A 22,092-nucleotide genomic window follows, 5' to 3' on the forward strand; every position below is an offset into this window, starting at 1 on the left:
CCCTGACTTTTATCACCGAGCGGAGGTTCGCGACCCCGTAGGTCTGTGACCTGCGGTGTTGGTGGGCGGTGAAGCGAAATTTGCGCACTAATTTTGGGCCGTAGGCTGCCCGAATGGCCTATGTCCGCACCGTGAAGACCGCCTCGGGGGCCACGGCGGTGCAGATCGTGTGGTCGTCTCGGGGCGGTTCCCGCAAGATCGAGCACCTCGGATCGGCCCATGATGAGGTCGGTGTCGCGGCGCTGAACCTGACTTTTATCACCGAGCGGAGGTTCGCGACCCCGTAGGTCTGTGACCTGCGGTGTTGGTGGGCGGTGAAGCGAAATTTGCGCACTAATTTTGGGCCGTAGGCTGCCCGAATGGCCTATGTCCGCACCGTGAAGACCGCCTCGGGGGCCACGGCGGTGCAGATCGTGTGGTCGTCTCGGGGCGGTTCCCGCAAGATCGAGCACCTCGGATCGGCCCATGATGAGGTCGGTGTCGCGGCGCTGAAGGCGGCCGGGGCGCAGAAGATCGCCGCAGGCCAAGACCAACTTGATCTCGGACTGGACGCCCCGGTCGATGCTGAGCCGTTGCCGATCACCTCCTCACGCGCCCAGCACCTGTGGGAAGCTCTCTCAGATGTCTATGACGCGCTCGGTTTCGACGAGGCCACCGGCGACGATGAGGTGTTCCGCCAGTTGGTGGCGGCCCGGATCATCGAACCGACCAGCAAAGTCGACTCGCTGCGGGTGATCGAGGAAGCCGGAATCACCCCGGTGACCTATCCGACGTTGAATCGCCGGCTTCCGGTCTTCGCTAAACCCAGTTTCCGGCAGGGAATTTCGACGGCGTGCGCCGCCCACGCGCAACTCGGCCCCACGAGTCTGGTCCTCTTCGACGTCTCGACCTTGTTCTTCGAGACTGACGCCGGCGACGGGTTCCGTGAGCCGGGCTTTTCCAAGGAGCGCCGCCTGGAGCCTCAAATCACTCTCGGGCTGCTCACTGATGCGTCCGGGATGCCGCTGATGGTGCAGGCCTTCGAGGGCAACAAGGCCGAGACCGCGACGATGCTGCCGGTCATCACCGCATTCAAGACCGCCCACCAGATCGCCGATGTCACCGTCGTCGCCGATGCCGGGATGATCTCCGAGGCGAACCAGATCGCGTTGCAGGCCGCCGGGCTGACCTATGTGCTCGGCTCCCGGATACCGCAGCTGCCGTATGTGGTGACCGAATGGCTAGAAACCCACCCCGGGCAGGAGATTCCCGATGGGCTGATCCTCACCCAGCCGTGGCCGTCGAGCACCTCGGAGAAAGCCCGCGGCATCCCGGATCGGATGATCCACTACCAATACCGCGCCGATCGGGCACGGCGCACGCTGCGCGGCATTGATGAGCAGGTCGCCAAAGCCCAGCGCGCCGTCGATGGGAAAGCCCCGGTCAAACGCAACCGCTACATCCAACTGACCGGCGCCACCAAATCGGTGAACCGCACGTTGGAGGCCAAGACCCGAGCGCTGGCCGGCTGGAAGGGCTACACCACCAACCTGACCAGCAAGCCCGCCACCTTCATCATCGAGGCCTACCACCGGCTGTGGCGCATCGAGAAGGCGTTTCGGATGTCCAAGCACGACCTGGCCGCCCGCCCGATCTACCACCGGACCCGTGAATCCATCGACGCGCACCTGACGATCGTGTTCGCCGCGATGGCTATCAGCCACTACATCGAGACCCACACCGGGTGGAGCATCAAGAAATTCGTGCGCACCGCACGCCGCTACCGCACCGTCACCATCGCCGTCGGCGACCAAACCCTGGCCGCCGCCGACCCCATCCCCGTCGACCTCGCCACCGCACTGGCCAAGATCCGCTCAAGCGGTGCGCACTAAATTGATAAAAGTCGGGTATTGGTCTTCGCGGATCAGGCGGTGACGCAAGGCAGCGGCCAGCCGAATCTGGATCGCAGCAGACTGCAATTTCACCTGGTCAAAAACAGCGGGCGCTGGCTGGTCGACAAGTTCGCCATAATGTGACTCGGACCGACTGCCGGTCTGATCAGCCCTTGCTGCGGTCCAGCAGATCCGAGGAACCCAACACCCGCTCGATCTGCACCTCGATGACCACCCGGCGCGGGTTGACCCGCGGTGTGCGGTACCGCTGCGCGTAGCGCAACTCGGCGTCGCGGACGGCGTCGACCTCGCGGTTCACGCTGGCCCGGCCCTCCAACGACAGCCAGCGGGCGCCGTCGACCTGGCTGAGCACCGCCACCCCACCACGGTCGGCGTTGACCGCCTTTTGCGAGCCGCCGGTGGTGATCACCCGGGCGATATGGGTCTTGGGATCGAAGGTGAACCCCACGGCCACCACGTGCGGGGACCCGTCGTTGCGCAGTGTGGTCAACATGGCCAGGTGGCGTTCGGTGAGAAACGCCAGCGCGTCGCTGGTCAGCCGGGTCGTGGTGTTCGCCATCACCGCTCACGGTAGCGCAGGAGATAATCGCAGCCGTGAATGACACGAGCGGTGCACCAATCGTGATTTTCGGCGGCCGCAGCGAAATCGGGATCGAGTTGGCGCGACGGCTGGCCCCGGGCGCACCGGTGGTGCTGGCGGCGCGCCGCGCCGACCAGCTCGGCGACCAGGTGGCGGCACTGCACGCGGCCGGGGCGGCGGCCGTGCACACCGTCGAGTTCGACGCCGACAACCTGGACAGCCACGGCCCGCTGGTCGCATCGCTGATCGCCGAACACGGTCCGATCGGCACCGCGGTGCTGGCGTTCGGGATCCTGGGCGACCAAGCCCGCGCCGAGGCCGACGCCGCGCACGCGGTCGCCGTCGTGCACACCGACTACGTCGCCCAGGTCAGCCTGCTCACCCACCTGGCCGCGGCGATGCGGGCGGCCGGACAGGGAACGCTGGTGGTGTTCTCCTCGATCGCCGGGGCGCGGGTGCGACGGGCGAACTACGTCTACGGCTCGGCCAAGGCCGGCCTGGACGGTTTTGCCGGCGGGCTGGCCGACGCGCTGCACGGCACCGGGGTGCGGCTGCTGATTGTGCGGCCCGGGTTCGTGATCGGGCGGATGACCCAGGGGATGACGCCCGCGCCGCTGCCCGTCACGCCGTCGCAGGTCGCCGCCGCCACCGCCCGCGCCCTGGCCAACGGTCGACGCAGCGTGTGGATCCCGTGGGCGTTGGGGCCGGCGTCGGCGGTGATGCGGTTGCTGCCGCAGTTCATCTGGCGCCGGATGCCGCGATGAACCGCCTCGTGGTGGTCGGTATCGGCGCCGACGGAATGGCCGGGCTCACCGAGCCGTCCCGCACCCAATTACGCAGCGCCACCGTCGTTTACGGATCGCACCGGCAACTGGGCTTGCTCGACGACACCGTCGGCGCGGAACGCCGGGAGTGGCCGTCGCCGCTGCTGCCCGCGTTGCGCGGCCTGCTCGACGACGGCCCGGCCGAGGTGCACGTGCTGGCCAGCGGCGACCCGCTGCTGCACGGCATCGGCAGCACCCTGATCCGGCTGTACGGCCCCGAGCGGGTCACGGTGTTGCCGCACGTGTCCGCGGTGACCCTGGCCTGCGCGCGGCTAGGCTGGCCGGTTGCCGACACCGAGGTGATCAGCCTGGTCAGCGCCGACCCGCACACCGCCGTGCGGCGCGGCGGCCAGGCGATCGTGCTGTCCAGCGGGCGTTCCACCCCCAAAGAGCTGGCGGTGCTGCTCAACGCGTACGGCCGCGGCGACTCCGAGTTCACCGTGCTCGAACAGCTCGGCGGGCCCGCCGAGCGCCGCCGCACCGGCACCGCGCGCGAGTGGGCCACCGACGCGCCGCTCGACGTCGACGACCTCAACGTGGTCGCGGTGCGCTACCTGCCCGACGAGCGCGTGCTGTTTTTGCCCGATGACGCCTTCGTGCACGACGGTCAGATCACCAAGCAGACCATCCGCGCGGTGACGCTGGCCGCGCTGGCGCCGCGGCCGGGCCAGCGGCTGTGGGACGTCGGCGCCGGCTCCGGCAGCATCGCCGTGGAATGGTGTCGCAGCGGGCGGGGCTGCAGCGCGGTGGCCTTCGAACGCGACGACGGGCGGCGCCGGATGAACATCGTCGCCAACACGGCGGCGTTCGGGGTCAACATCGAGGTGCGCGGGGCGGCACCCGACGCCTTCGACGGCGCCGCGGCACCGTCGGCGATCTTCATCGGCGGCGGCCTCACCCAGCCGGGTCTGCTCGACGCGTGCCTGGCGCAGCTGCCCGCCGGCGGCCGGCTGGTCGCTAATGCCGTCACCGTCGAATCTGAAGCGCTGCTGGCGCAACAGCATTCGCGTCTGGGTGGGGAACTGCACCGGTTTCAGCACTATCACAGCGAACCGCTGGGCGGGTTCACCGGCTGGCGGTCGCAGCGGCCCATCACCCAGTGGGTGGTGACACCATGACCGTGTACTTCATCGGCGCGGGGCCCGGGGCCGCCGACCTGATCACCGTGCGCGGGCAGCGGGTGCTGAGCCAATGCCCGGTCTGCCTGTACGCCGGCTCGATCATGCCCGACGACCTGCTGGCGCACTGCCCGCCGGGCGCCCGGATCGTCGATACCGGGCCGCTGACCCTGGACCAGATCATCACCGAACTCGCCGACGCCGACGCCGCGGGCCTCGACGTGGCCCGGCTGCACTCCGGTGACCCGTCGCTGTACAGCGCGCTGGCCGAGCAGTGCCGGCGGCTCGACGCGCTGGGCATCGACTACGAAATCGTGCCCGGTGTACCGGCGTTCGCCGCCGCGGCCGCCGAACTGGGCCGGGAACTCACCGTGCCGGGGGTGGCGCAGACGGTGACACTGACCCGGGTGGCCACCCTGTCCACCGCGATGCCGCCCGGCGAAGACCTGGCCGCCCTCGCCGGGGCCGGCACGTTGGTGTTGCATCTGGCCGCCGCGCAGATCGACGCGATCGTCCCGCAGCTGCTGGCCGGCGGCTACCGCCCCGAAACCCCGTGCGCGGTGGTGGCGTTCGCGAGTTGGCCGCAGCAGACCGTGCTGCGCGGCACCCTCGCCGACGTCGCCGCGCAGCTGCATGCCGCGGGGATCACCAAAACCGCGGTGATCATCGTCGGCGAGGTGCTGGCCGCCGAGGGCTTCACCGACAGCTACCTGTACTCGACCGGACGCACGCGGGGGAGCCGGCATTGAAGGTCCTGCTGCTCGGCGGCACCGCCGAGGCCCGGGCGTTGGCGGCCGCGCTGCATCCGGCTGTCGAGGTGATCAGTTCACTGGCCGGGCGGGTGCCCGACCCGGCGCTGCCGGTCGGCGCGGTGCGGGTCGGCGGGTTCGGCGGCATCGACGGGCTGCGCCGCTGGCTGCGCGATCAGCGCGTCGACGCCGTCGTCGACGCCACCCACCCGTTCGCGGCCACCATCACCGCCCACGCCGCCGCGGCGTGCGCCGAATTGGGTGTGCCGCATCTGATCCTGGCCCGCCCGGCCTGGGAGCCCGGTGACGCGCTGCGGGTGGCATCCAACACCGAAGCCGCGAAAACCGTTGCCGATCAGCACTTTGCCCGAGTGTTTTTGACCAGCGGGCGCTCGGGCGTGGCGGCCTTCACCGACAGCGCGGCGTGGTTTTTGATCCGGGTGGTCACCGCGCCGGATCCAGACACACTGCCGCGGCACCATCGGCTGCTGCTGTCCCGCGGGCCGTATCACTACGACGCCGAATACGCGCTGCTGCGCACCCATCGCATCGATGCGCTGGTCACCAAGAACAGCGGCGGTGCGATGACCCGGGCCAAGCTGGACGCCGCGGCCGCCTTGGGTGTCCCGGTGGTGATGGTGGACCGACCGCCGCTACCGGACGGGGCCACGACGGTCGGCAGCGTCGAGGCGGCAGCAGAATGGGTTGCCACGCTCGCGGACCTGCGCCGCTAGCAAACGCACTCTGCTCCTGCGTAGCGCCAGACCCACCTCACCAAGGTGAGGTGGGTCTGGTCGAGTGTGCACCCACGGCTTCGAGTGTGAATCGTGGGCGGAAGTTTCGCGTTTTTTTCGCCCACGATTCACACTCGAAGCCCTGGATGCACATTCGATGTGCGGGGAAGGCTACCCGGGGTAGCGGCGCGGGGTGTACACCCGGTCGTCGTACCACTGGGTCTGCGACGAGCCGACGATCAGCAGACACCGCATATCCACGTCGCCGGGGTCCAGGTCGGCCAGCCGCACCACCCGCACGTCCTCGCCCGCCCCGGACACGTCGCGCCCGATCACCACCGGGGTGCCCGGATCGCGGTGGTCGAGCAGCAGATCGCGCATCGCGGCGACCTGCCAGGTCCGGGTTTTCGACGCCGGGTTGTAGATCGCCAGCACCAGGTCGGCGGCCGCCGCCGCGGTCAACCGGGCGGCGATCACCTCCCACGGTTTGAGCCGGTCGGACAGCGAAATCACCGCATAGTCGTGGCCCAGCGGGGCCCCGACCCGGCTGGCCACGGCCTGGGCGGCGGTCATGCCCGGAACCACCCGGACCGGCACGTCGGGCCACTGCTTGGCCTCCTCCAGCACCGCGGTGGCCATCGCGAACACCCCGGGATCCCCCGACGACAGCACCGCCACCGACCGGCCCTGCTCGGCCAGCGTGCAGGCCAACCGGGCCCGCGCCGCCTCGTCGGTGTTGTCGCTGGGGTGGCGGCGCTGACCATCGCGGCCCGGCACCCGATCCAGGTACGGCCCGTAGCCGATCAGGTCGGTCGCCGCGGCCAGCTCGCGGCGAGCCTGCGGCGTCATCCAGTCCATGCCGCCGGGACCCAACCCGACCACGGCGACCGAGCCGGCCGGGGCCGGGGCGCGCCGGCCGCCGGGCAGCAACGCCAACGAAAAGTACGGCACCCCGGTCTCGTCGACCTCCGCGGCCGGCAGCACCCGCTGCGCGGCGGTGCTGGCCCGCTCCACGTAGAACGCGTCGCCGAGCCGCCCGGCGGCCGAAAGGGCTTCGCGCACCGCCGGATAGGACCGGCCCAGCTTGAGCACCACCGCGGCGTCGGTGTCCGCGAGCCGGCGCGTCAACTCGGCCACCCCCAGCGTTCCGGGCAGCACCGACAGCACTTCGTCGCCGGCCACCAGCGGTGTCGCGGTAGCGGCCGCGGCCGCGCTGATCGACGTCACCCCCGGCACGATGACCGCGTCGAACCGCCGGGTCAGCCGGGTGTGCAGATGCATGTACGAGCTGTAAAACAGCGGGTCGCCCTCGGCCAGCAGCGCCACATTGCGCCCGGCGGCCAGGTGCGCGGCGATGCGTTCGGTGGCCTCGGTGTAGAAGTCTTCGATCGCCCCGGCGTAGCCGCCCGGATGATCGGTGGTTTCGGTGGTCACCGGGTAGACCAGGTGCTCCTCGAGCTGGCCGGGCCGCAGATACGGTTCGGCGATCCCGCGGGCGATGCTGCGGCCGTGGCGGGCGCTGTGGTAGGCCACCACGTCGGCGTCGCCGATCACCCGGGCCGCCTTGACCGTCACCAACTCCGGGTCCCCGGGCCCGAGACCCACCCCGAATAGGGTGCCGCGCGCGGTCATTCGGCGCTGCTCGCGATCGCGTTGACCGCCGCGGCCGCCATCGCGCTGCCGCCGCGACGGCCGCGGACCACCAGATACGACATGCCGCGGGGGTTGTCGACCAGCTCCTGTTTGGATTGCGCGGAGCCGACGAACCCGACCGGCCCGCCCAGCACCGCGGCCGGCGCCGGCACCCCGTCGTCGACCAGTTCCAGCAGCCGGAACAGCGCGGTGGGCGCGTTGCCGATCGCCACCACCGCACCGGCCAGCCGGTCCGCCCACAGCTCCACCCCGGCCGCCGACCGGGTGGTGTGCCGCCGGGCGGCCAGCTCGGCCGCGTCGGGATCGGCGACCAGCGACACCACCCGGTTGCCGGCCGGCAACCGGGTGGCGGTGATGCCCGCGGCCACCATCGACGAGTCGCACAGCACCGGTGCCCCCGCGGCCAGCGCGGCGTGCGCCCGGGTGACAACGTCGGCGGTGTAGGCGATGTGCTCGGCGAGGTCGACCTGCCCGCAGGTGTGGATCAGCCGCACCACCACCCGCTCGACGTCGGCGGGAAACCCGGCCAGGTCCGCCTCGGCGCGGATGGTGGCAAACGACTGCCGGTAGATCTCGGTGGCGTCGCGCAGGTAGTCGAGCACCCGCTCACCCTAGCGATGCGCGGGCAAAACCCGGTATGCCGGATCGGCCAGGCCGGTCGCGACCAGCACCTGACCGGCCGGCGGGGCACCGCAGGCCCGCTCGCAGCCCACGAAGTGCCGCCGCCCGGTGTCCGCGTCACCGGCCCGCGCGGCCGCGGCCGCATCGGCCCGCACGTCGGCGACCGCGTGCCGGCAGCCGGGGCTGCCGACGCACGCGCTGACCATCAGCCAGGGGGAGTCGGCGTCGAACACCAAACCCAGCGGCGCCAACACCCGCAGCGCCGCGTCGGCGACCGCCTCCTCGAGGTCACACACCAGCACCGACCGCCACGGCGTGATCACCAGCGGCGCACCGATCACCGCCAGGTACTCGGCCACGTGGGCCGAAAGCACCCCCAGCGGCACCGCCGCGCCCAGCGCCACCCGGCCGTCGTCCTGCTCGATCCAGCCGACCGGCGGCCGCTCGACCGGACCAAACCGAGCGCCGTCCGGGTCGGCGTCGGGCAGCAGGTCGCGCGGATCGCTCAATTCCGTTACTCGCCACGCGGTTCCGCGAATCTCCAGGAACCGCGCCGCCAGCGTGACCAACGTGCCCACCACGTCGCTGGGCGCCAGCCGGACCCCGGTGTCGCGCCCGCTGAGCAGCAGCGCCACCGCGTCGTCGAGAACGTGCACGCCCACGTCGGCGGCCAACCCCGAGACGTCGCCGCGGCCGTCGTCCAGGCTGAACCAGAACCGCCCCGGCAGGGTCGCCAGCGGCGGGGCGCCCTGCAGCGCCGCATCAAGCTCCACCACCCAGCCGCGCACGTCCGCGCGGCCCCCGACGCGACCGGACAGCGGCGAGGCGACGATATTGCGGGCCCGCTCATGGGTGGCCGACGGCAACAACCCGGCCGCGGCGACCGCCTCCGCCACCGCCCCGGTGTCGGTGATGCCCCGGATCTGCACGTTGCCGCGGCCGGTCAACTCCAGCGTGCCGGCCCCGTACCGGGTCGCCGCCTGGGCCAGTGCGGCCAATTGCGCGGCGCTGACCAGCCCGCCGGGCAGCCGCACCCGCGCCAGCGCACCGTCGGCGGCCTGGTGCGTCTGCAGGGCGCCCGGGCAGGCGTCCTGGTCGCGGCTTCGCCTCACCCGTTCACGGTACGACCTCGCGTAGCAGGCGGCCGAAAGAGAGGTAATCCGCTACTCGTGCGGCCGCGCATTTCGCACATTTGCCCTGCACACGGGCGTAAACTGCCACCGACACGCGCCGTCCAGCACTTTTGGGGGTTGGGTGCAGGCAGATCCCGCCCACTCGAGGCCCGGCTGGCCCATCGTCGCGCGCGACGACGTATTCCATAAGGCGTTGACCGCCCTGGACGACGGCGACGACCGTTGCGGCGTGGCGTTGGTCGGCGACAGCGGGGTCGGCAAATCGACGCTGGCTCGCGCCCTTGCCCACACCCTCGAGTCCGGCGGGCGGACGGTGCGGTTTGTGTTGGGCACCGAAACCGGGTGCACGGTGCCGTTGGGGGCGTTCTCGCGCTCTGTGAACGTCGAGGTGGCCCATGAACCCGCCATGATGCTGGCGGCCGCGCACGACACCCTGGCTCAGGAACCCGACCTGGTTTTGGTGGTTGACGACGCCCAGTTGCTGGACCCGCTGTCGGCCATGCTGGTGCACCGGCTCGCTGCCCGCGGCAGCACCCGATTGATCGTGGCGATCCGGTCGGCCGAGGCGGTGCCCGACCCGGTGACGGCGCTGCTGAAAGAGCGGCTGTTGCTCAACCTGCGCATCGAGGCGTTCACCCGAGAGCAGACCGGGGAACTTGCCCGCGCCGTGCTCGGCGACACCGTCGAGCCCCGCTTGATCACCGAACTCTACGACCGCACCGCGGGCAATCTGCTGCTGCTGCGGGGACTGTTGAGCGCCGGTCGGGAGAGCGGGATCCTGGTCCACACCGAGGACGGCTGGCAGCTTCGCGGACCGTTGCACGCCGACCGCGAACTCTACGACCTGCTCGAGTTTCGGTTGCGCTCCCTTGCCCCGGAGGAACTGCAGGCGGTCGAGATGCTGGCCGTCGGGGAGCTGCTGGATTGGGAGATCCTGCGCGGACTCTGCGATGACCGGGCGCTGGCACGCCTGGAACGACGCGGGTTCATCCAGTTGGTCGCCGACGGATCCGACACGGTGGCGCGGCTGAATCATCCCGTCCTGGGCGAAGCCGCCATCCGGCTGGCCGGCGTGGTGCGGACCCGCCAGCTCAACGGCGTGCTGGCCCAAGCTCTTCAGACCCACCTGCGGGCGGGTCGGCGGCGCTCCCGGTTGCCCGATGTGCGCGGCCAGATCCGGCTGGCCCAGTTGATGATGCACAGCGACCTGCCCCCGGACCTCGACGTCATCACCGGTGCGGCGGCCGCCGCGGTGACCATGTCGAGCGTCGGTTACGGCGAGGAATTAGCCCGGTTCGCGTATGACCGCGGCGGCGGGGTGGCGGCCGCGCTGGTGCTGGCCGACGCGCTGAGTTGGCAGGGCCGCGGTGAGGCGGCCGAGACCGTGCTCGGCGGCGTCGCCCCCGATCCCGGCGACGAGCTGCTGAGCGTGCGCTGGGGCTGTCAGCGGGCGGCCAACCTGTTCTGGGTCTGCGGCCGGGTGGAGCCGGCACGGGAGGCGTTGGCCGCCACCCAGGCGTGCGTGGTCTCCGAACCGGTGCGCGGTCTGGTCACCGCCCTGGAGTTGTCGTTTGCGTTCTTTTCCGGCGACGTTGCCGCGGCGATCGACGCCGGGCCGACGCTGTGCGCCTCGGATGCGCTGCCACTGGCCACCGTGTGGGCAGCGGTCGCGACGAGCTGCGCATGTGCCCTGGCCGGGCGGTTCGAGGAGGTGCAGCGCACCGCGGAGACGGGGCTGCGGGCGGCCGCGCTGAGCGATTCGGGACCGCAGCGCTTCGCCATCGGGGTGGCGCAGATGTTGGCGTTCACCGCCGCCGGTGATCACCCCGCGGCCGAGCGGGTGTGCCAACGCTATGCGGCGATGGCCGCCAGTGTCCCGCAAGCGGATGCCATGGTGAACACCATGCGCGGGCTGCTGCACCTGTCCCGCGGCGCGCTGGCATCCGCGTGCGCGGCCTTTCGCGACTCGATATCGGCGCTGTCGCAAGGCTTTCCGTCGCCGTGGACAATGCTGGTGACGGCCTGGTGGGCGCAGGCTGAAGGCGCGCGGGGTGACGGGGAGGCCGCCGGCGCGGCGCTGCGCAGTTCCGAACACGCCTACGGGCCGCAGGTGGCCGCGTTTCTGCCCGAACTCGAGTTGGCCCGCGCCTGGGAGCGGGCGGCGGTCGGCGAGACCACGGCCGCCCGGATGCACGCGGCGCGCGCCGCGCAGATCGCGCAGCAATCCGGGATGTCCGCGGTCGAGATGCGCGCACTGCACACCGCCGCCAGGTTCGGTGACCGCGCGCACGCGGCCCGGTTGGGGGAGCTGGCGCAGATCCTGAACACGCCGTTGGCGGCGGCGATCGCCACCTACGCGGGTGGCCTGACCAACCACGACGGCGACTCGCTCGACGCGGCGGCCGACCGGTTCGCCGCGATGGGGGCGGCGGCCCTGGCCGCCGACGCCGCCGCGCAGGCGGCGCGCGAACACGCCCGTACCGGCCACCGCAGCAAGGAATTGGAGTCGTCGAGTCGGGCGCACTGGCTGGCCGGGTCGGGCGAAGTCCGCACCCCGGCCGTCGTCGCCGCCGCCCAGCCGCTGCCGATCACCGACCGGGAACGCGAGATCGCGATGCTGGTCGCGGCCGGGTTGTCCAACCGTCAGATCGCCGACCGGCTGACCGTTTCGGTGCGCACGGTGGACGGCCACCTCTATCGCATTTTCGCCAAGCTCGGCATCGAGCGGCGCGACCAGCTGGTGCACCTGGTCAATCGGACCCGGGCCGACACGCGTTAGGCCAACGCCAGCGTGCCGTGCGCCATCGAGATCAGGCGTCGGGCGGGCACCTGGGCGTGGGTGCCTTTGACCATCTCGCGTTCGCCAAGGACGGCGAGGGTGTGGACCAGCCGAGCGGTGGACTCGGCCAACATCACCCCGCCCGGCGGAGCCACCGACTGCATCCGCTGGGCCAGGCCGACGTCGTCACCGAGCGCGGTGTGGCCCTGCGGATTGTCGCCCTCGAGCAGCATGCGGCCCGAGTTCAGACCAGCCCGCAGCTGCACCACGACCCCGTCTGAATTCTCCACATGTCCGCTCAGGCACTGTGTTTCGGTCTGAATGTCCAGGGCGGCGAAACAGGCACGCACGGCGTGATCCGTCACCGCGACCGGGGTGCCGAACAGCGCCACCACACCCGAGCCGGTGACCTTGTCAACGATGCCGCCGTAGCGACGGACCACCATGGCCGCGCAGTTGCCCAGCGCGGCCATGACTTCGTGGAAGCGTTCTGCGCCGAGCGCCGCGGCCACGTCCATCGACTGCGCCACCTTGACGAACAGCACCGTCACTTGCCGGTACTCGATGGCGTTGGGCGGCACTGCGATCGGGGCGTCACACGCGGTCACTAGGCCTGCAGCTTGGCGATTTTCGCGCTGTCCGCGTGAAATTCACCACGGACAACCTTGCCGTCGCGGTCGAACCTCAGCACGTTGACGAACGGGGACTCTTCGCTGCCCTTGTCGTTGGCGAAGCGCTGGGTGCCGATCGCGACGACATATTCGCCGCCGTCGATGTATTCGCGCGGCTCGATCGTGACGGTGTTCCAGTACTCGGGCAGCCGCGCCATCATGTCGATGATCTCGTCGCGTCCGCGCACCTCCCCGCCCGGCTCAATCTCGTCGGAGGAGTACCAGACGGCGTCTGGGGCGTAGAACTCTTTCAGCGCCGCCAGATCCCCGCGGCTAAACGCCTGGTAGGCGGACCGGGCAGTATCGACGTTGGACATTTCGGCTCCTCGGTTCGAGTGGTCGGCAGCCATCCGCTGCTGGCCAATCGACTATGACGCCGCGTCGCCGCAGCCGAATAGAGTAGCCGCGTACCTCAGTTTTCGGCGATACGGTACGAATGGTGGGTGCCCGATCCCACCGTGCTGCTGTTGTCGACCTCTGACACCGACCTGATCACCGCCCGCGCCAGCGGCGCGCGCTACCGGTGGGCCAACCCGGCGCGGCTGATCCTCGAGGACCTGCCCGACCTGCTCGACGGCGCCGACGTCGTGGTGGTCCGCATCCTGGGCGGCTACCGGGCCTGGCAGGACGGCATTGATGCGGTGCTGGCCAGCGGTGTCCCGGCCGTGATGGTCAGCGGTGAGCAAACCCCGGACGCCGAGCTGATGGACCGCTCCAGCGTTCCGGCCGGTATCGCCGTGCAAGCCCACATCTATCTCGCCCAGGGCGGCGTCGAGAACCTGCGCCAACTGCACGCCTTCTTGTCCGACACCGTGCTGATGACCGGGATCGGGTTTGCGCCGCCGGTGGCCACCCCGACCTGGGGACCGCTGGAGCGGCCCGGCGCCGGTGCTGCCGACCAGCCGACCATCGCGGTGTTGTACTACCGGGCCCAGCAATTGGCCGGCAACACCGGCTACATCGAGGCGCTGTGCACGGCGATCGAGGCCGCCGGGGGTCACGCGCTGCCGCTGTACTGCGCGTCGCTGCGCACCGCCGAACCCGAACTGCTGGACACGTTGCGGCGCGCCGACGCGATGATCGTCACCGTGCTGGCCGCCGGGGGGAGCAAGCCGGCGACGGCCGCGGCCGGCGGCGACGATGATGGCTGGAACGTCGAGCACCTGGCGGCGCTGGACATCCCGATCCTGCAAGGCCTGTGCCTGACCACCGACCGGGACCAGTGGTGCGCCAACGACGACGGCCTGTCCCCGCTCGACGTCGCCAGCCAGGTCGCGGTCCCCGAATTCGACGGGCGCATCATCACGGTTCCGTTCTCGTTCAAGGAGATCGACGACGAGGGACTGATCTCGTATCGCGCCGACCCGGAGCGCTGCGCACGCGTCGCGGGCCTTGCGGTGCGCTACGGGCGGCTACGCGCCATCCCCGCCGCCGACAAACGGGTGGCGGTGGTGTTTTCGGCGTATCCGACCAAGCACGCCCGCATCGGCAACGCCGTCGGCCTGGACACCCCGGCCAGCGCGGTGGCGTTGCTGGGCGCGCTGCGCGACCACGGATACCGGGTGGGGGAGCTGCCCGGACTCGACGCCCACGACGGCGACGCGCTGATCCACGCGTTGATCGACGCGGGCGGACAGGATCCGGACTGGCTGACCGAGGCCCAGCTGTCCGGCAACCCGATCCGGGTGTCCGCCAAGGACTATCGCGCCTGGTTCGCCACCCTGCCCGCCGAGTTCGCCGACGCCGTGCAGCAGCACTGGGGGCCGCCGCCGGGAGAGTTGTTCGTCGATAGGACCAACGACCCGGACGGCGAAATCGTCATCGCCGCACTGCGCGCGGACAACGTGGTGCTGCTGGTGCAGCCGCCGCGCGGCTTCGGCGAGAACCCGGTGGCGATCTACCATGACCCGGATCTGCCGCCCAGTCACCACTACCTGGCCGCCTACCGCTGGCTGGGTTCGGATTTTCCCAACAGTTTTGACGCCGACGCCGTGGTGCACCTGGGCAAGCACGGCAACCTGGAGTGGCTGCCCGGCAAGACCTTAGGGATGTCGGCGGCCTGCGGGCCGGACGCCGCGCTGGGGGATCTGCCGCTGATCTACCCGTTTCTGGTCAACGACCCGGGGGAGGGCACCCAGGCCAAACGCCGCGCGCACGCGGTGCTGGTCGATCACCTCATCCCGCCGATGGCGCGCGCCGAAAGCTACGGCGACATCGCCCGTTTGGAGCAGCTGCTCGACGAGCACGCCACCATCGCCGCGCTGGACCCCGGCAAGCTGCCCGCGATCCGCCAGCAGATCTGGACGCTGATCCGCGCCGCCAAGATGGATCACGACCTGGGTCTGGCCGAGCGTCCCGAAGACGAGCAGTTCGACGACATGCTGCTGCACGTCGACGGGTGGCTGTGCGAGATCAAGGATGTGCAGATCCGCGACGGGCTGCACATCCTGGGGCAGGCCCCCGCCGGGGAACAGCAACTGGATCTGGTGTTGGCGATCCTGCGGGCGCGTCAACTGTTCGGCGGCGAGCACTCGGTGCCCGGTCTGCGGCAGGCGCTCGGGCTGGCCGAGGACGGCACCGACGAGCGGGCCGCCGTCGATGAGGCCGAGGCCGCGGCGCGCGGGCTGGTCGCCGCCCTGCAGGATGCCGGCTGGGATCCCGATGCCGCCGCGCGGCTCACCGACAACCCCGCTGTCGCCGCGGTGCTGCGGTTCGCGGCCACCGAGGTGGTGCCGCGGCTGGCCGGCACCGCGGGCGAGATCGAGCAGGTGCTGCGCGCCTTGGACGGTCGGTTCATCCCGGCCGGACCGTCGGGCTCACCGCTGCGCGGGCTGGTCAACGTGCTGCCCACCGGGCGCAACTTCTACTCGGTGGACCCCAAGGCGGTGCCGTCCCGGCTGGCGTGGGAAACCGGGGTGGCGATGGCGGATTCGCTGCTGGCCCGCTACCGCGACGACTACGGGCGCTGGCCGGCCTCGGTGGGTTTGTCGGTGTGGGGCACCTCGGCGATGCGCACCGCCGGCGACGACATCGCCGAAGTGCTTGCGCTGCTCGGTGTTCGGCCGGTGTGGGATGACGCGTCGCGGCGGGTGGTGGGCCTGACGCCGATCCCACTAGCCGAGCTGGGTCGGCCCCGCATCGACGTGACGGTGCGCATCTCCGGGTTCTTCCGGGACGCCTTCCCGCACGTGGTAACCATGCTCGACGACGCGGTGCGGCTGGTGGCCGACCTCGACGAGCCCGACGACGACAACTATGTGCGGGCCCACGCGCGCGCCGACCTGGCCGCCCACGGCGACCAGCGGCGCGCCACCACCAGGATTTTCGGCTCCAAGCCGGGCACCTACGGGGCGGGGCTGCTGCAGCTGATCGATTCCCGCAACTGGCGCGACGACGCCGACCTGGCGCAGGTGTACACCGCGTGGGGCGGTTTCGCCTACGGCCGCGACCTGGACGGCCGACCCGCCACCGACGACATGAACCGGGCTTACCGACGCATCGCCGTCGCGGCCAAAAACACCGACACCCGCGAACACGACATCGCCGACTCCGACGACTATTTCCAGTACCACGGCGGCATGGTGGCCACCGTGCGGGCGTTGACCGGGCAGGCGCCGGCGGCCTACATCGGCGACAACACTCGCCCCGACGCGGTCCGCACCCGCACCCTGTCCGAGGAGACCACCCGGGTGTTCCGGGCCCGGGTGGTCAACCCGCGCTGGATCACCGCGATGCGCAAACACGGCTACAAGGGCGCCTTCGAGATGGCCGCCACCGTCGACTACCTGTTCGGCTACGACGCCACCGCCCACGTGATGGCCGACTGGATGTACGAGCAGCTCACCGAGCGCTACGTGTTGGACCCCGACAACCGCAAGTTCATGGCCGAGTCCAACCCCTGGGCGCTGCACGGGATGGCCGAGCGGCTGCTGGAGGCCGCCGGCCGCGGCATGTGGGCCGAGCCCCAGCAAGCCACCCTCGACGGGCTGCGTCAGGCGCTGCTGGAAACCGAAGGCGACCTGGAGGGCTAGTTCGCCGAGCAGACGCAAAAGCCCCTAAAAACCGCCCCATGAGGGGGCTTTTGCGTCTGCTCGCCGCTAGAGTCGACCCGTGGCTCCCACGTTCGCTGACATCGCGAAATCCGACTACATCCTGCTGACCACCTTCACCAAGGACGGCCGGCCCAAACCCACCCCGATCTGGGCCGCCGCCGACGGTGACCGGTTGCTGGTGATCACCGAGGCGAAGTCCTGGAAGGTCAAGCGGATCCGCAACACCCCGCGGGTGACGCTGGCGGCCTGCGACCTGCGGGGCCGGCCCAAGAGCGAGGCGATCGAGGCGACCGCCACCATCTTGGACCCGTCGCACACCGGCACCGTCTACGACGCGATCGGCAAGCGCTACGGCCTCATCGGCCGGGTGTTTAACTTCTTCAGCAAACTGCGCGGCGGCATGCACAACAACCTCGGCCTGGAAATCCGCGCCGCCAACTAAGCCGCGCCGTAGCCCGCCGCAACCGTCAGGCCTGCGACGCACCGCCCAAGTGTTCACCGAAGAACGCGAACACCCGGGCCCAGGCGTCGGCGGTGGCGGCCTCGTTGTAGCCGAACCCGGTGACGCGCAGCAGCGGCTGGGCGGGCAGTTTGTTGGCAAAGCTGTGCCCGGCGCGCGGGTAGACCTTGATGTCGGCGGGAATGCCCTTGTGTTCGACGACCCGGCGCAGCCGGGTCGGCGCGCCCACCCCCAGCGGGTCGCGGGCGCCGAAGCTGGCCACGATCGGGCACGCCCCGTCCAGGGTCTCGCTCAGGTGCCGCGGCAGCGGGGTGCCGTAGAACGGCGCCGACGCGGCGAACCCCTTGGGCGACATGATCAGCGCAAAACCGCCGCCCATGCAGAATCCCGCGATACCGACCGACCCGGAACACTGCGGCATGCCCAGCAGGTGGTCGCGGGCAGCCAGGATGTCATCGAGCGCGCGACCGCGTTTGGTCAGCAGCTCGCGCATCACCCGGGTGATGCAGCGGGCCCGGCCACCCCGGGCATACAGGTTCGGCGTGAGCGCGATGTACCCGGCGGCGGCGATGTGACCGGAGATCGCCTCGTTGTCCGGGCCGTAACCCAACGCGTCGTGGACCACCACCACGCCCGGCCACGGGCCGTGTCCGTCCGGAACACTCAGCAAGGCGTCGATGGGCCCATCGGGGGTGTCGAACTCGATCGTCGTCATTCCGCCCAATCTATTACCCACCCGGCGGCGACCCAAGGAACCAAAGCCGCGCCGCGATACGTTGGCCCCACATGGGCACGCGACTGTTTCTCGGGTACGCCGTCGTCGAACTGGCGGTGCTGGTTGCGCTGACCTCCACGATCGGCTTCGGGTGGACCCTGCTGCTGCTGACGGCCACCTTCGTCGGCGGGCTGCTGCTGGCGGGTGCGCAGGCCCGGCGCCAGCTGCGCCGGCTGCGCTCCGGCGGCGCGCTCACCGACAGCGCGCTCGTCGCGCTGGGCACCGTGCTGGTCATCGTTCCCGGCCTGGTCAGCACCGTGGCGGGGCTTTTGCTGCTGGTGCCGGCGACGCGGGCGATCGCCCGCCCGGTGGTGGCAGCGTTGGCCGTTCGCGGCATCGGCCGGCGCGCCCCGCTGGTCACGGTCATGACCGGCGGCGCCCCGCGGACCCCCAGCGGCGGCCACGGCGACTACATCGACGGCGAAGTCATCGACGTCACCGAGGTGCCCGCGCCCGCGCTGTACCGACACGCCGATTGAGCCCGCACCACACCGTGTCACCGCAACCCCGTAGTTTTACGCCGTGACGACCCCGAGTCCGACCAGGCTGCTGCTGGGCGGCCGGATCCACAGCCCGACTCACCCGGACGCCACCGCGATGGCGGTGCGCGACGACGTGGTGGCCTGGGTGGGCAGCGACGCCGTCGGCCGCGAACGGTTCCCCGACGCCGACGTCGCCGATCTGGACGGCGGCTTCGTCGCCCCGGCGTTCGTGGACAGCCACATCCACCTCACCGCGACCGGGCTGACCCTGTCGGGTCTGGACCTGCGGACGGCGTCCTCCCGGCAGCACTGCCTGGCGCTGATCGGCGACTACGCGGCCGCGCACCCCGACCAACCGGTGTGGGGACACGGCTGGGACGAGACGACCTGGCCGGACAACACCGCCCCGACCACCGCGGAGCTGGACGCGGTGCTCGGCGACCGGCCCGGCTACCTCGCCCGCGTCGACGCGCACTCCGCGCTGGCCTCCACCGGGCTGCGGCGCCGGATCCCGGAGTTGGCCGCCGACCCGCAGCGGCCGCTGACCGGGGACGCCCATCACCGGGTGCGGGCCGCCGCGCGGGATCTGCTGACCGCCGCGCAGCGCGCCGAAGCCCGCACCGCGGCGCTAGACGCCGCGGCCGCCCACGGCATCGTCGCGGTCCACGAATGCGCCGGCCCCGACATCGGCGGCCTCGACGACTGGCGCGAACTGCGCGGCCTGGACCACGGGGTCGAGGTGATCGGGTACTGGGGTGAGGCGGTGACCAGCGCCGCGCAGGCCCGCGAACTGCTGGAGCACACCGGCGCCCACGGGCTGGCCGGGGACCTGTTCGTGGACGGCGCCCTGGGATCGCACACCGCGTGGCTGCACGAGCCCTACATCGACGCCCCGCACCGCACCGGCACCTGCTACCTGGACACCGACACCATCACCGCGCACCTGTGGGCCTGCACCGAAGCGGGCATCACGGCCGGTTTTCACGTGATCGGGGACGCCGCGGTGGCGGCGGCGGTCACCGCGTTTGCGCGGGTCGTCGAGCATTTCGGGGTGGCCGCGGTCGCCAGGTGCGGGCACCGGTTGGAACATGCGGAGATGGTGACCGATCAGCAGGCCGCCCAGTTGGGCGCCTGGGGCGTCATCGCCAGCATGCAACCCAATTTCGATGCGCTGTGGGGCGGGGACAGCGGCATGTACGCCCGCCGTCTGGGAGCCGTGCGCTCCAGCAAGCTCAACCCGTTTTCCCTGCTAGCATCCCATGGCGTGCCCCTCGCGTTTGGCTCCGACGCCCCGGTGACGGGGCTGGATCCCTGGGCGACGGTGCGGGCGGCGGCCAGCCACCGGACCCCGGGCAGCGCGGTGTCACCGCGGGCGGCGTTTGCTGCCGCGACCCGCGGCGGCTGGCGCGCCGGCGGGGTTCACGACGGCGTTGCCGGCACGCTGGTGCCCGGGGCGCCGGCCAGCTACGCCGTCTGGGATACCGGGGAGCTGACCGTCAGCGCACCCCGCGACGCGGTCCAACGCTGGTCCACCGACCCGCGTGCGCAGGTTCCGCCGCTGCCGCGGCTGGGCCCCACCGACCCCCTGCCGCGTTGCCGGCAAACCGTGCACCGGGGTGCGGTTCTGTATGGCTAGGGGCGGTAAGCGGTTCGACGGGACCGCGCGGCCCGACGACGACACCGAAACCATCCCGGTGGTCGGCGACGACGACCCGTTCGAGGACCCGTACGACGACGACCCGTTCGACGACCCGCACCGCTACCCCGAGGACCGGGAGCTGCCCGAGGCGCTGCGGGTGGCCCGCCGGCTGGGGGCCGCGGCCGGGCGCCGCCTGGGCCGGGCGGGCACCGCGATCGCCGACCGGCTGCCGGGCTTCGGTGCCGCCGTGTGGGCGCGGCTGCCGCAACTGAGCGCCACCCTGGTGGCCGGGCTGCTGCTGTGCGCGAGCTTCCCGCCGCTGCAATGGTGGTGGGCGGCGGTGGTCGCGTTCGCACTGCTGGCGGCGGTGCTGATCCACGCGGCCACCATCGTGGCCGGCGGCTTCGGCTACGGCTTCCTGTTCGGCGTGGCGTTCTACCTGCCGCTGCTGCCCTGGATCAGCACCCTGGTCGGCACGGTGCCCTGGCTGGTGCTGGCGCTGGTGTGCGCGCTGTTTCCCGGCCTGTTCGGGCTGCTGGCCGTGGTGGTGCGCGCGCTGCCGGGCTGGCCGATCTGGTTTGCGGTGCTGTGGGCGGGGCAGGAGTGGGCGAAATCCACCGTCCCGTTCGGCGGGTTCCCGTGGGGCGTGGTGGGCTTCGGGCAAACCAGCGGCCCGTTTTTGCCGTTGGCCGCCGTCGGCGGGGTGCCGCTGCTGTCGACGGCGATCGTGCTGGTCGGCTGCGCGGCGACGGCGTTCGCGGTGGAACTGGTGGGCTGGTTTCGACGCGACCGCCTGCTGGACTCCGGCCACACCGAACCGCCCGCGGTGCTGCTACCGGGCGCCTGCATCTGCCTGGTGCTGTTCGCCACCGTGCTGGTGTGGCCGTCGGTGCGGCACGCCGGGGTGGGATCGGGCAACGAACCCGCCGTCACCGTCGCCGCCGTGCAGGGCAACGTGCCCCGGCTCGGGTTGGACTTCAACGCCCAACGCCGCGAAGTGCTCGACTACCACGTGCGGGAGACGTTGCAGCTGGCCGCCGACGTCCACGCCGGGCGGGCCCCGCAGCCGCAGTTCGTCATCTGGCCGGAGAACTCCTCGGATATCGACCCGCTGGTCAACCCGGACGCCGGGCAGCGGATCGCCGAGGCCGCCCAGGCGATCGGCGCCCCGATCCTGGTCGGCACGGTGCGCGCCGGGCCGGGCTGGACCCCGGAGGACCCGGTGGCGCTGAACTCGGTGGTGGTGTGGGATCCGCAGGCCGGCCCGGCCGAACAGCACGATAAGCGGATCGTGCAACCGTTCGGCGAGTACCTGCCGTGGCGGGGCTTCTTCCGCCACCTGTCCAGCTACGCCGACCGCGCCGGCTACTTCGTGCCCGGCCACGGCTCGGGGGTGGTGCACGCCGCCGGGGTGCCGGTCGGGGTCACCACCTGCTGGGAGGTCATCTTCGACCGGGCGCCGCGCGAATCGGTGCTCAACGGTGCCCAGCTGCTGGCGGTGCCCACCAACAACGCCACCTTCAACAAGACGATGAGCCGGCAGCAGCTGGCGTTCGCCAAGGCGCGCGCGGTGGAACACGACCGCTACGTCGTGGTGGCCGGCACCACCGGCGTCAGCGCGGTGATCGCCCCGGACGGCCGCGAACTGGCCAGCACCGAGTTCTTCCAGCCCGCCTACCTGGACAATCAGGTGCGGCTCAAGACGTCGCTGACCCTGGCCACCCGGTGGGGGCCGCTGGTGCAATGGGTGCTGGTCGCAGCGGGTGCCGCGGCGGTTCTGGGTGCGGTGCTGCAGAATGGATGGTCCACGCGTGCGTTTCGTCGGCTGTTCCGGACGGTGAACGACCGCGCCGGCGACGATGCAGAGCGAAGCGATGAGGAGGAGCGGCGCACATGAGCCGCGCCGGCGACGATGCAGAGCCACGTGAGG

General features: G+C 71.2%; 20 protein-coding genes. 13 read left to right on the forward strand and 7 right to left on the reverse strand.

From position 1 onward, the window contains the following. The first annotated feature begins 113 nt into the window (after positions 1-113). The 3 genes from BKN37_RS28610 to BKN37_RS30145 all read left to right on the forward strand — a co-directional run bounded on the left by BKN37_RS28610 (position 114) and on the right by BKN37_RS30145 (position 2,015). Positions 114-287: a hypothetical protein gene (locus BKN37_RS28610; protein ID WP_165618287.1), complete on the forward strand. Its 174-nt coding sequence runs from the start codon at positions 114-116 to the stop codon at positions 285-287. A gap of 72 nt (positions 288-359) precedes the next feature. Then, positions 360-1,871, forward strand: coding sequence for an IS1634 family transposase (locus BKN37_RS04000; protein WP_071021881.1), 1,512 nt, complete (start codon positions 360-362; stop codon positions 1,869-1,871). An 18-nt stretch (positions 1,872-1,889) separates the two neighbouring features. Then, positions 1,890-2,015 carry a hypothetical protein gene (locus tag BKN37_RS30145; protein ID WP_278184931.1) on the forward strand — a complete coding sequence of 42 codons (126 nt, stop codon included), beginning with the start codon at positions 1,890-1,892 and terminating at the stop codon, positions 2,013-2,015. Positions 2,016-2,037: 22 nt separating this feature from the next. Here the strand turns inward: BKN37_RS30145 and BKN37_RS04005 are convergent, their stop codons facing one another. Next, positions 2,038-2,451 (reverse strand): F420-dependent biliverdin reductase, encoded by a 414-nt coding sequence (locus BKN37_RS04005; protein ID WP_071021885.1) that lies wholly within the window; start codon positions 2,449-2,451, stop codon positions 2,038-2,040. Between the two features lie 35 nt (positions 2,452-2,486). Here BKN37_RS04005 and dprE2 point away from each other — a divergent pair, with 35 nt between their 5' ends. Genes dprE2 through BKN37_RS04025 form a run of 4 tightly spaced genes read left to right on the forward strand, consistent with a single transcriptional unit; the run spans position 2,487 to position 5,897 of the window. Beyond that, positions 2,487-3,236 carry a decaprenylphospho-beta-D-erythro-pentofuranosid-2-ulose 2-reductase gene (gene dprE2 / locus BKN37_RS04010; RefSeq protein ID WP_071021890.1) on the forward strand — a complete coding sequence of 250 codons (750 nt, stop codon included), beginning with the start codon at positions 2,487-2,489 and terminating at the stop codon, positions 3,234-3,236. After that, complete coding sequence (cbiE, locus tag BKN37_RS04015) at positions 3,233-4,414, forward strand: precorrin-6y C5,15-methyltransferase (decarboxylating) subunit CbiE (RefSeq protein ID WP_071021893.1); 1,182 nt, start codon at positions 3,233-3,235, stop codon at positions 4,412-4,414. The genes dprE2 and cbiE overlap by 4 nt, the downstream gene beginning before the upstream one ends. Further along, positions 4,411-5,163, forward strand: coding sequence for a precorrin-4 C(11)-methyltransferase (gene cobM / locus BKN37_RS04020; RefSeq protein ID WP_071021896.1), 753 nt, complete (start codon positions 4,411-4,413; stop codon positions 5,161-5,163). The genes cbiE and cobM overlap by 4 nt, the downstream gene beginning before the upstream one ends. Further along, positions 5,160-5,897: a cobalt-precorrin-6A reductase gene (locus BKN37_RS04025; RefSeq protein WP_071021901.1), complete on the forward strand. Its 738-nt coding sequence runs from the start codon at positions 5,160-5,162 to the stop codon at positions 5,895-5,897. Before cobM ends, BKN37_RS04025 begins: the two co-directional genes overlap by 4 nt. 171 nt (positions 5,898-6,068) lie before the next feature. Here the strand turns inward: BKN37_RS04025 and BKN37_RS04030 are convergent, their stop codons facing one another. Genes BKN37_RS04030 through cobG form a run of 3 tightly spaced genes read right to left on the reverse strand, consistent with a single transcriptional unit; the run spans position 6,069 to position 9,283 of the window. Then, positions 6,069-7,529 (reverse strand): precorrin-2 C(20)-methyltransferase, encoded by a 1,461-nt coding sequence (locus BKN37_RS04030; protein WP_071021905.1) that lies wholly within the window; start codon positions 7,527-7,529, stop codon positions 6,069-6,071. After that, a complete protein-coding gene (locus BKN37_RS04035; protein ID WP_071021909.1) occupies positions 7,526-8,152 on the reverse strand; it encodes a precorrin-8X methylmutase in 627 nt (208 codons plus the stop codon). The genes BKN37_RS04030 and BKN37_RS04035 overlap by 4 nt, the downstream gene beginning before the upstream one ends. Before the next feature lie 9 nt (positions 8,153-8,161). Then, positions 8,162-9,283, reverse strand: a complete 1,122-nt coding sequence (gene cobG / locus BKN37_RS04040) for a precorrin-3B synthase (RefSeq protein ID WP_071021912.1) — start codon at positions 9,281-9,283, stop codon at positions 8,162-8,164. Positions 9,284-9,497: 214 nt separating this feature from the next. Here cobG and BKN37_RS04045 point away from each other — a divergent pair, with 214 nt between their 5' ends. Continuing rightward, positions 9,498-12,083, forward strand: a complete 2,586-nt coding sequence (locus BKN37_RS04045; protein WP_242657072.1) for a LuxR C-terminal-related transcriptional regulator — start codon at positions 9,498-9,500, stop codon at positions 12,081-12,083. Here BKN37_RS04045 and BKN37_RS04050 read toward each other — a convergent pair. Both BKN37_RS04050 and BKN37_RS04055 read right to left on the reverse strand, forming a co-directional pair. After that, positions 12,080-12,691, reverse strand: coding sequence for an adenylate/guanylate cyclase domain-containing protein (locus BKN37_RS04050; protein WP_071021916.1), 612 nt, complete (start codon positions 12,689-12,691; stop codon positions 12,080-12,082). The two genes, BKN37_RS04045 and BKN37_RS04050, sit on opposite strands and share 4 nt — an antisense overlap. Beyond that, entirely contained in the window at positions 12,691-13,071 is a 381-nt protein-coding gene (locus BKN37_RS04055; protein ID WP_071021919.1) for a nuclear transport factor 2 family protein, read from the reverse strand. The genes BKN37_RS04050 and BKN37_RS04055 overlap by 1 nt, the downstream gene beginning before the upstream one ends. A gap of 126 nt (positions 13,072-13,197) precedes the next feature. On the opposite strand from BKN37_RS04055, the gene cobN reads away from it, so the two are divergent. Together cobN and BKN37_RS04065 are read left to right on the forward strand one after the other, a co-directional pair. Continuing rightward, a complete protein-coding gene (gene cobN / locus BKN37_RS04060; protein WP_071021923.1) occupies positions 13,198-16,785 on the forward strand; it encodes a cobaltochelatase subunit CobN in 3,588 nt (1,195 codons plus the stop codon). A 79-nt stretch (positions 16,786-16,864) separates the two neighbouring features. Further along, a complete protein-coding gene (locus BKN37_RS04065; RefSeq protein WP_071021926.1) occupies positions 16,865-17,248 on the forward strand; it encodes a PPOX class F420-dependent oxidoreductase in 384 nt (127 codons plus the stop codon). A gap of 25 nt (positions 17,249-17,273) precedes the next feature. Here the strand turns inward: BKN37_RS04065 and BKN37_RS04070 are convergent, their stop codons facing one another. Further along, positions 17,274-17,981 (reverse strand): dienelactone hydrolase family protein, encoded by a 708-nt coding sequence (locus tag BKN37_RS04070; RefSeq protein WP_071021928.1) that lies wholly within the window; start codon positions 17,979-17,981, stop codon positions 17,274-17,276. A gap of 71 nt (positions 17,982-18,052) precedes the next feature. Here BKN37_RS04070 and BKN37_RS04075 point away from each other — a divergent pair, with 71 nt between their 5' ends. From BKN37_RS04075 to lnt, 3 genes are all read left to right on the forward strand, one after another. Continuing rightward, positions 18,053-18,520, forward strand: coding sequence for an FxsA family protein (locus tag BKN37_RS04075; RefSeq protein WP_071021931.1), 468 nt, complete (start codon positions 18,053-18,055; stop codon positions 18,518-18,520). A 118-nt stretch (positions 18,521-18,638) separates the two neighbouring features. Then, complete coding sequence (locus BKN37_RS04080; RefSeq protein WP_071022051.1) at positions 18,639-20,159, forward strand: amidohydrolase; 1,521 nt, start codon at positions 18,639-18,641, stop codon at positions 20,157-20,159. Further along, positions 20,152-22,059, forward strand: coding sequence for an apolipoprotein N-acyltransferase (gene lnt / locus BKN37_RS04085; protein ID WP_083341561.1), 1,908 nt, complete (start codon positions 20,152-20,154; stop codon positions 22,057-22,059). Before BKN37_RS04080 ends, lnt begins: the two co-directional genes overlap by 8 nt. The last annotated feature ends 33 nt before the right edge of the window (positions 22,060-22,092 follow it).

The sequence above is a fragment of the Mycobacterium talmoniae genome (assembly GCF_001854525.1).
Classification (GTDB): domain Bacteria; phylum Actinomycetota; class Actinomycetes; order Mycobacteriales; family Mycobacteriaceae; genus Mycobacterium; species Mycobacterium talmoniae.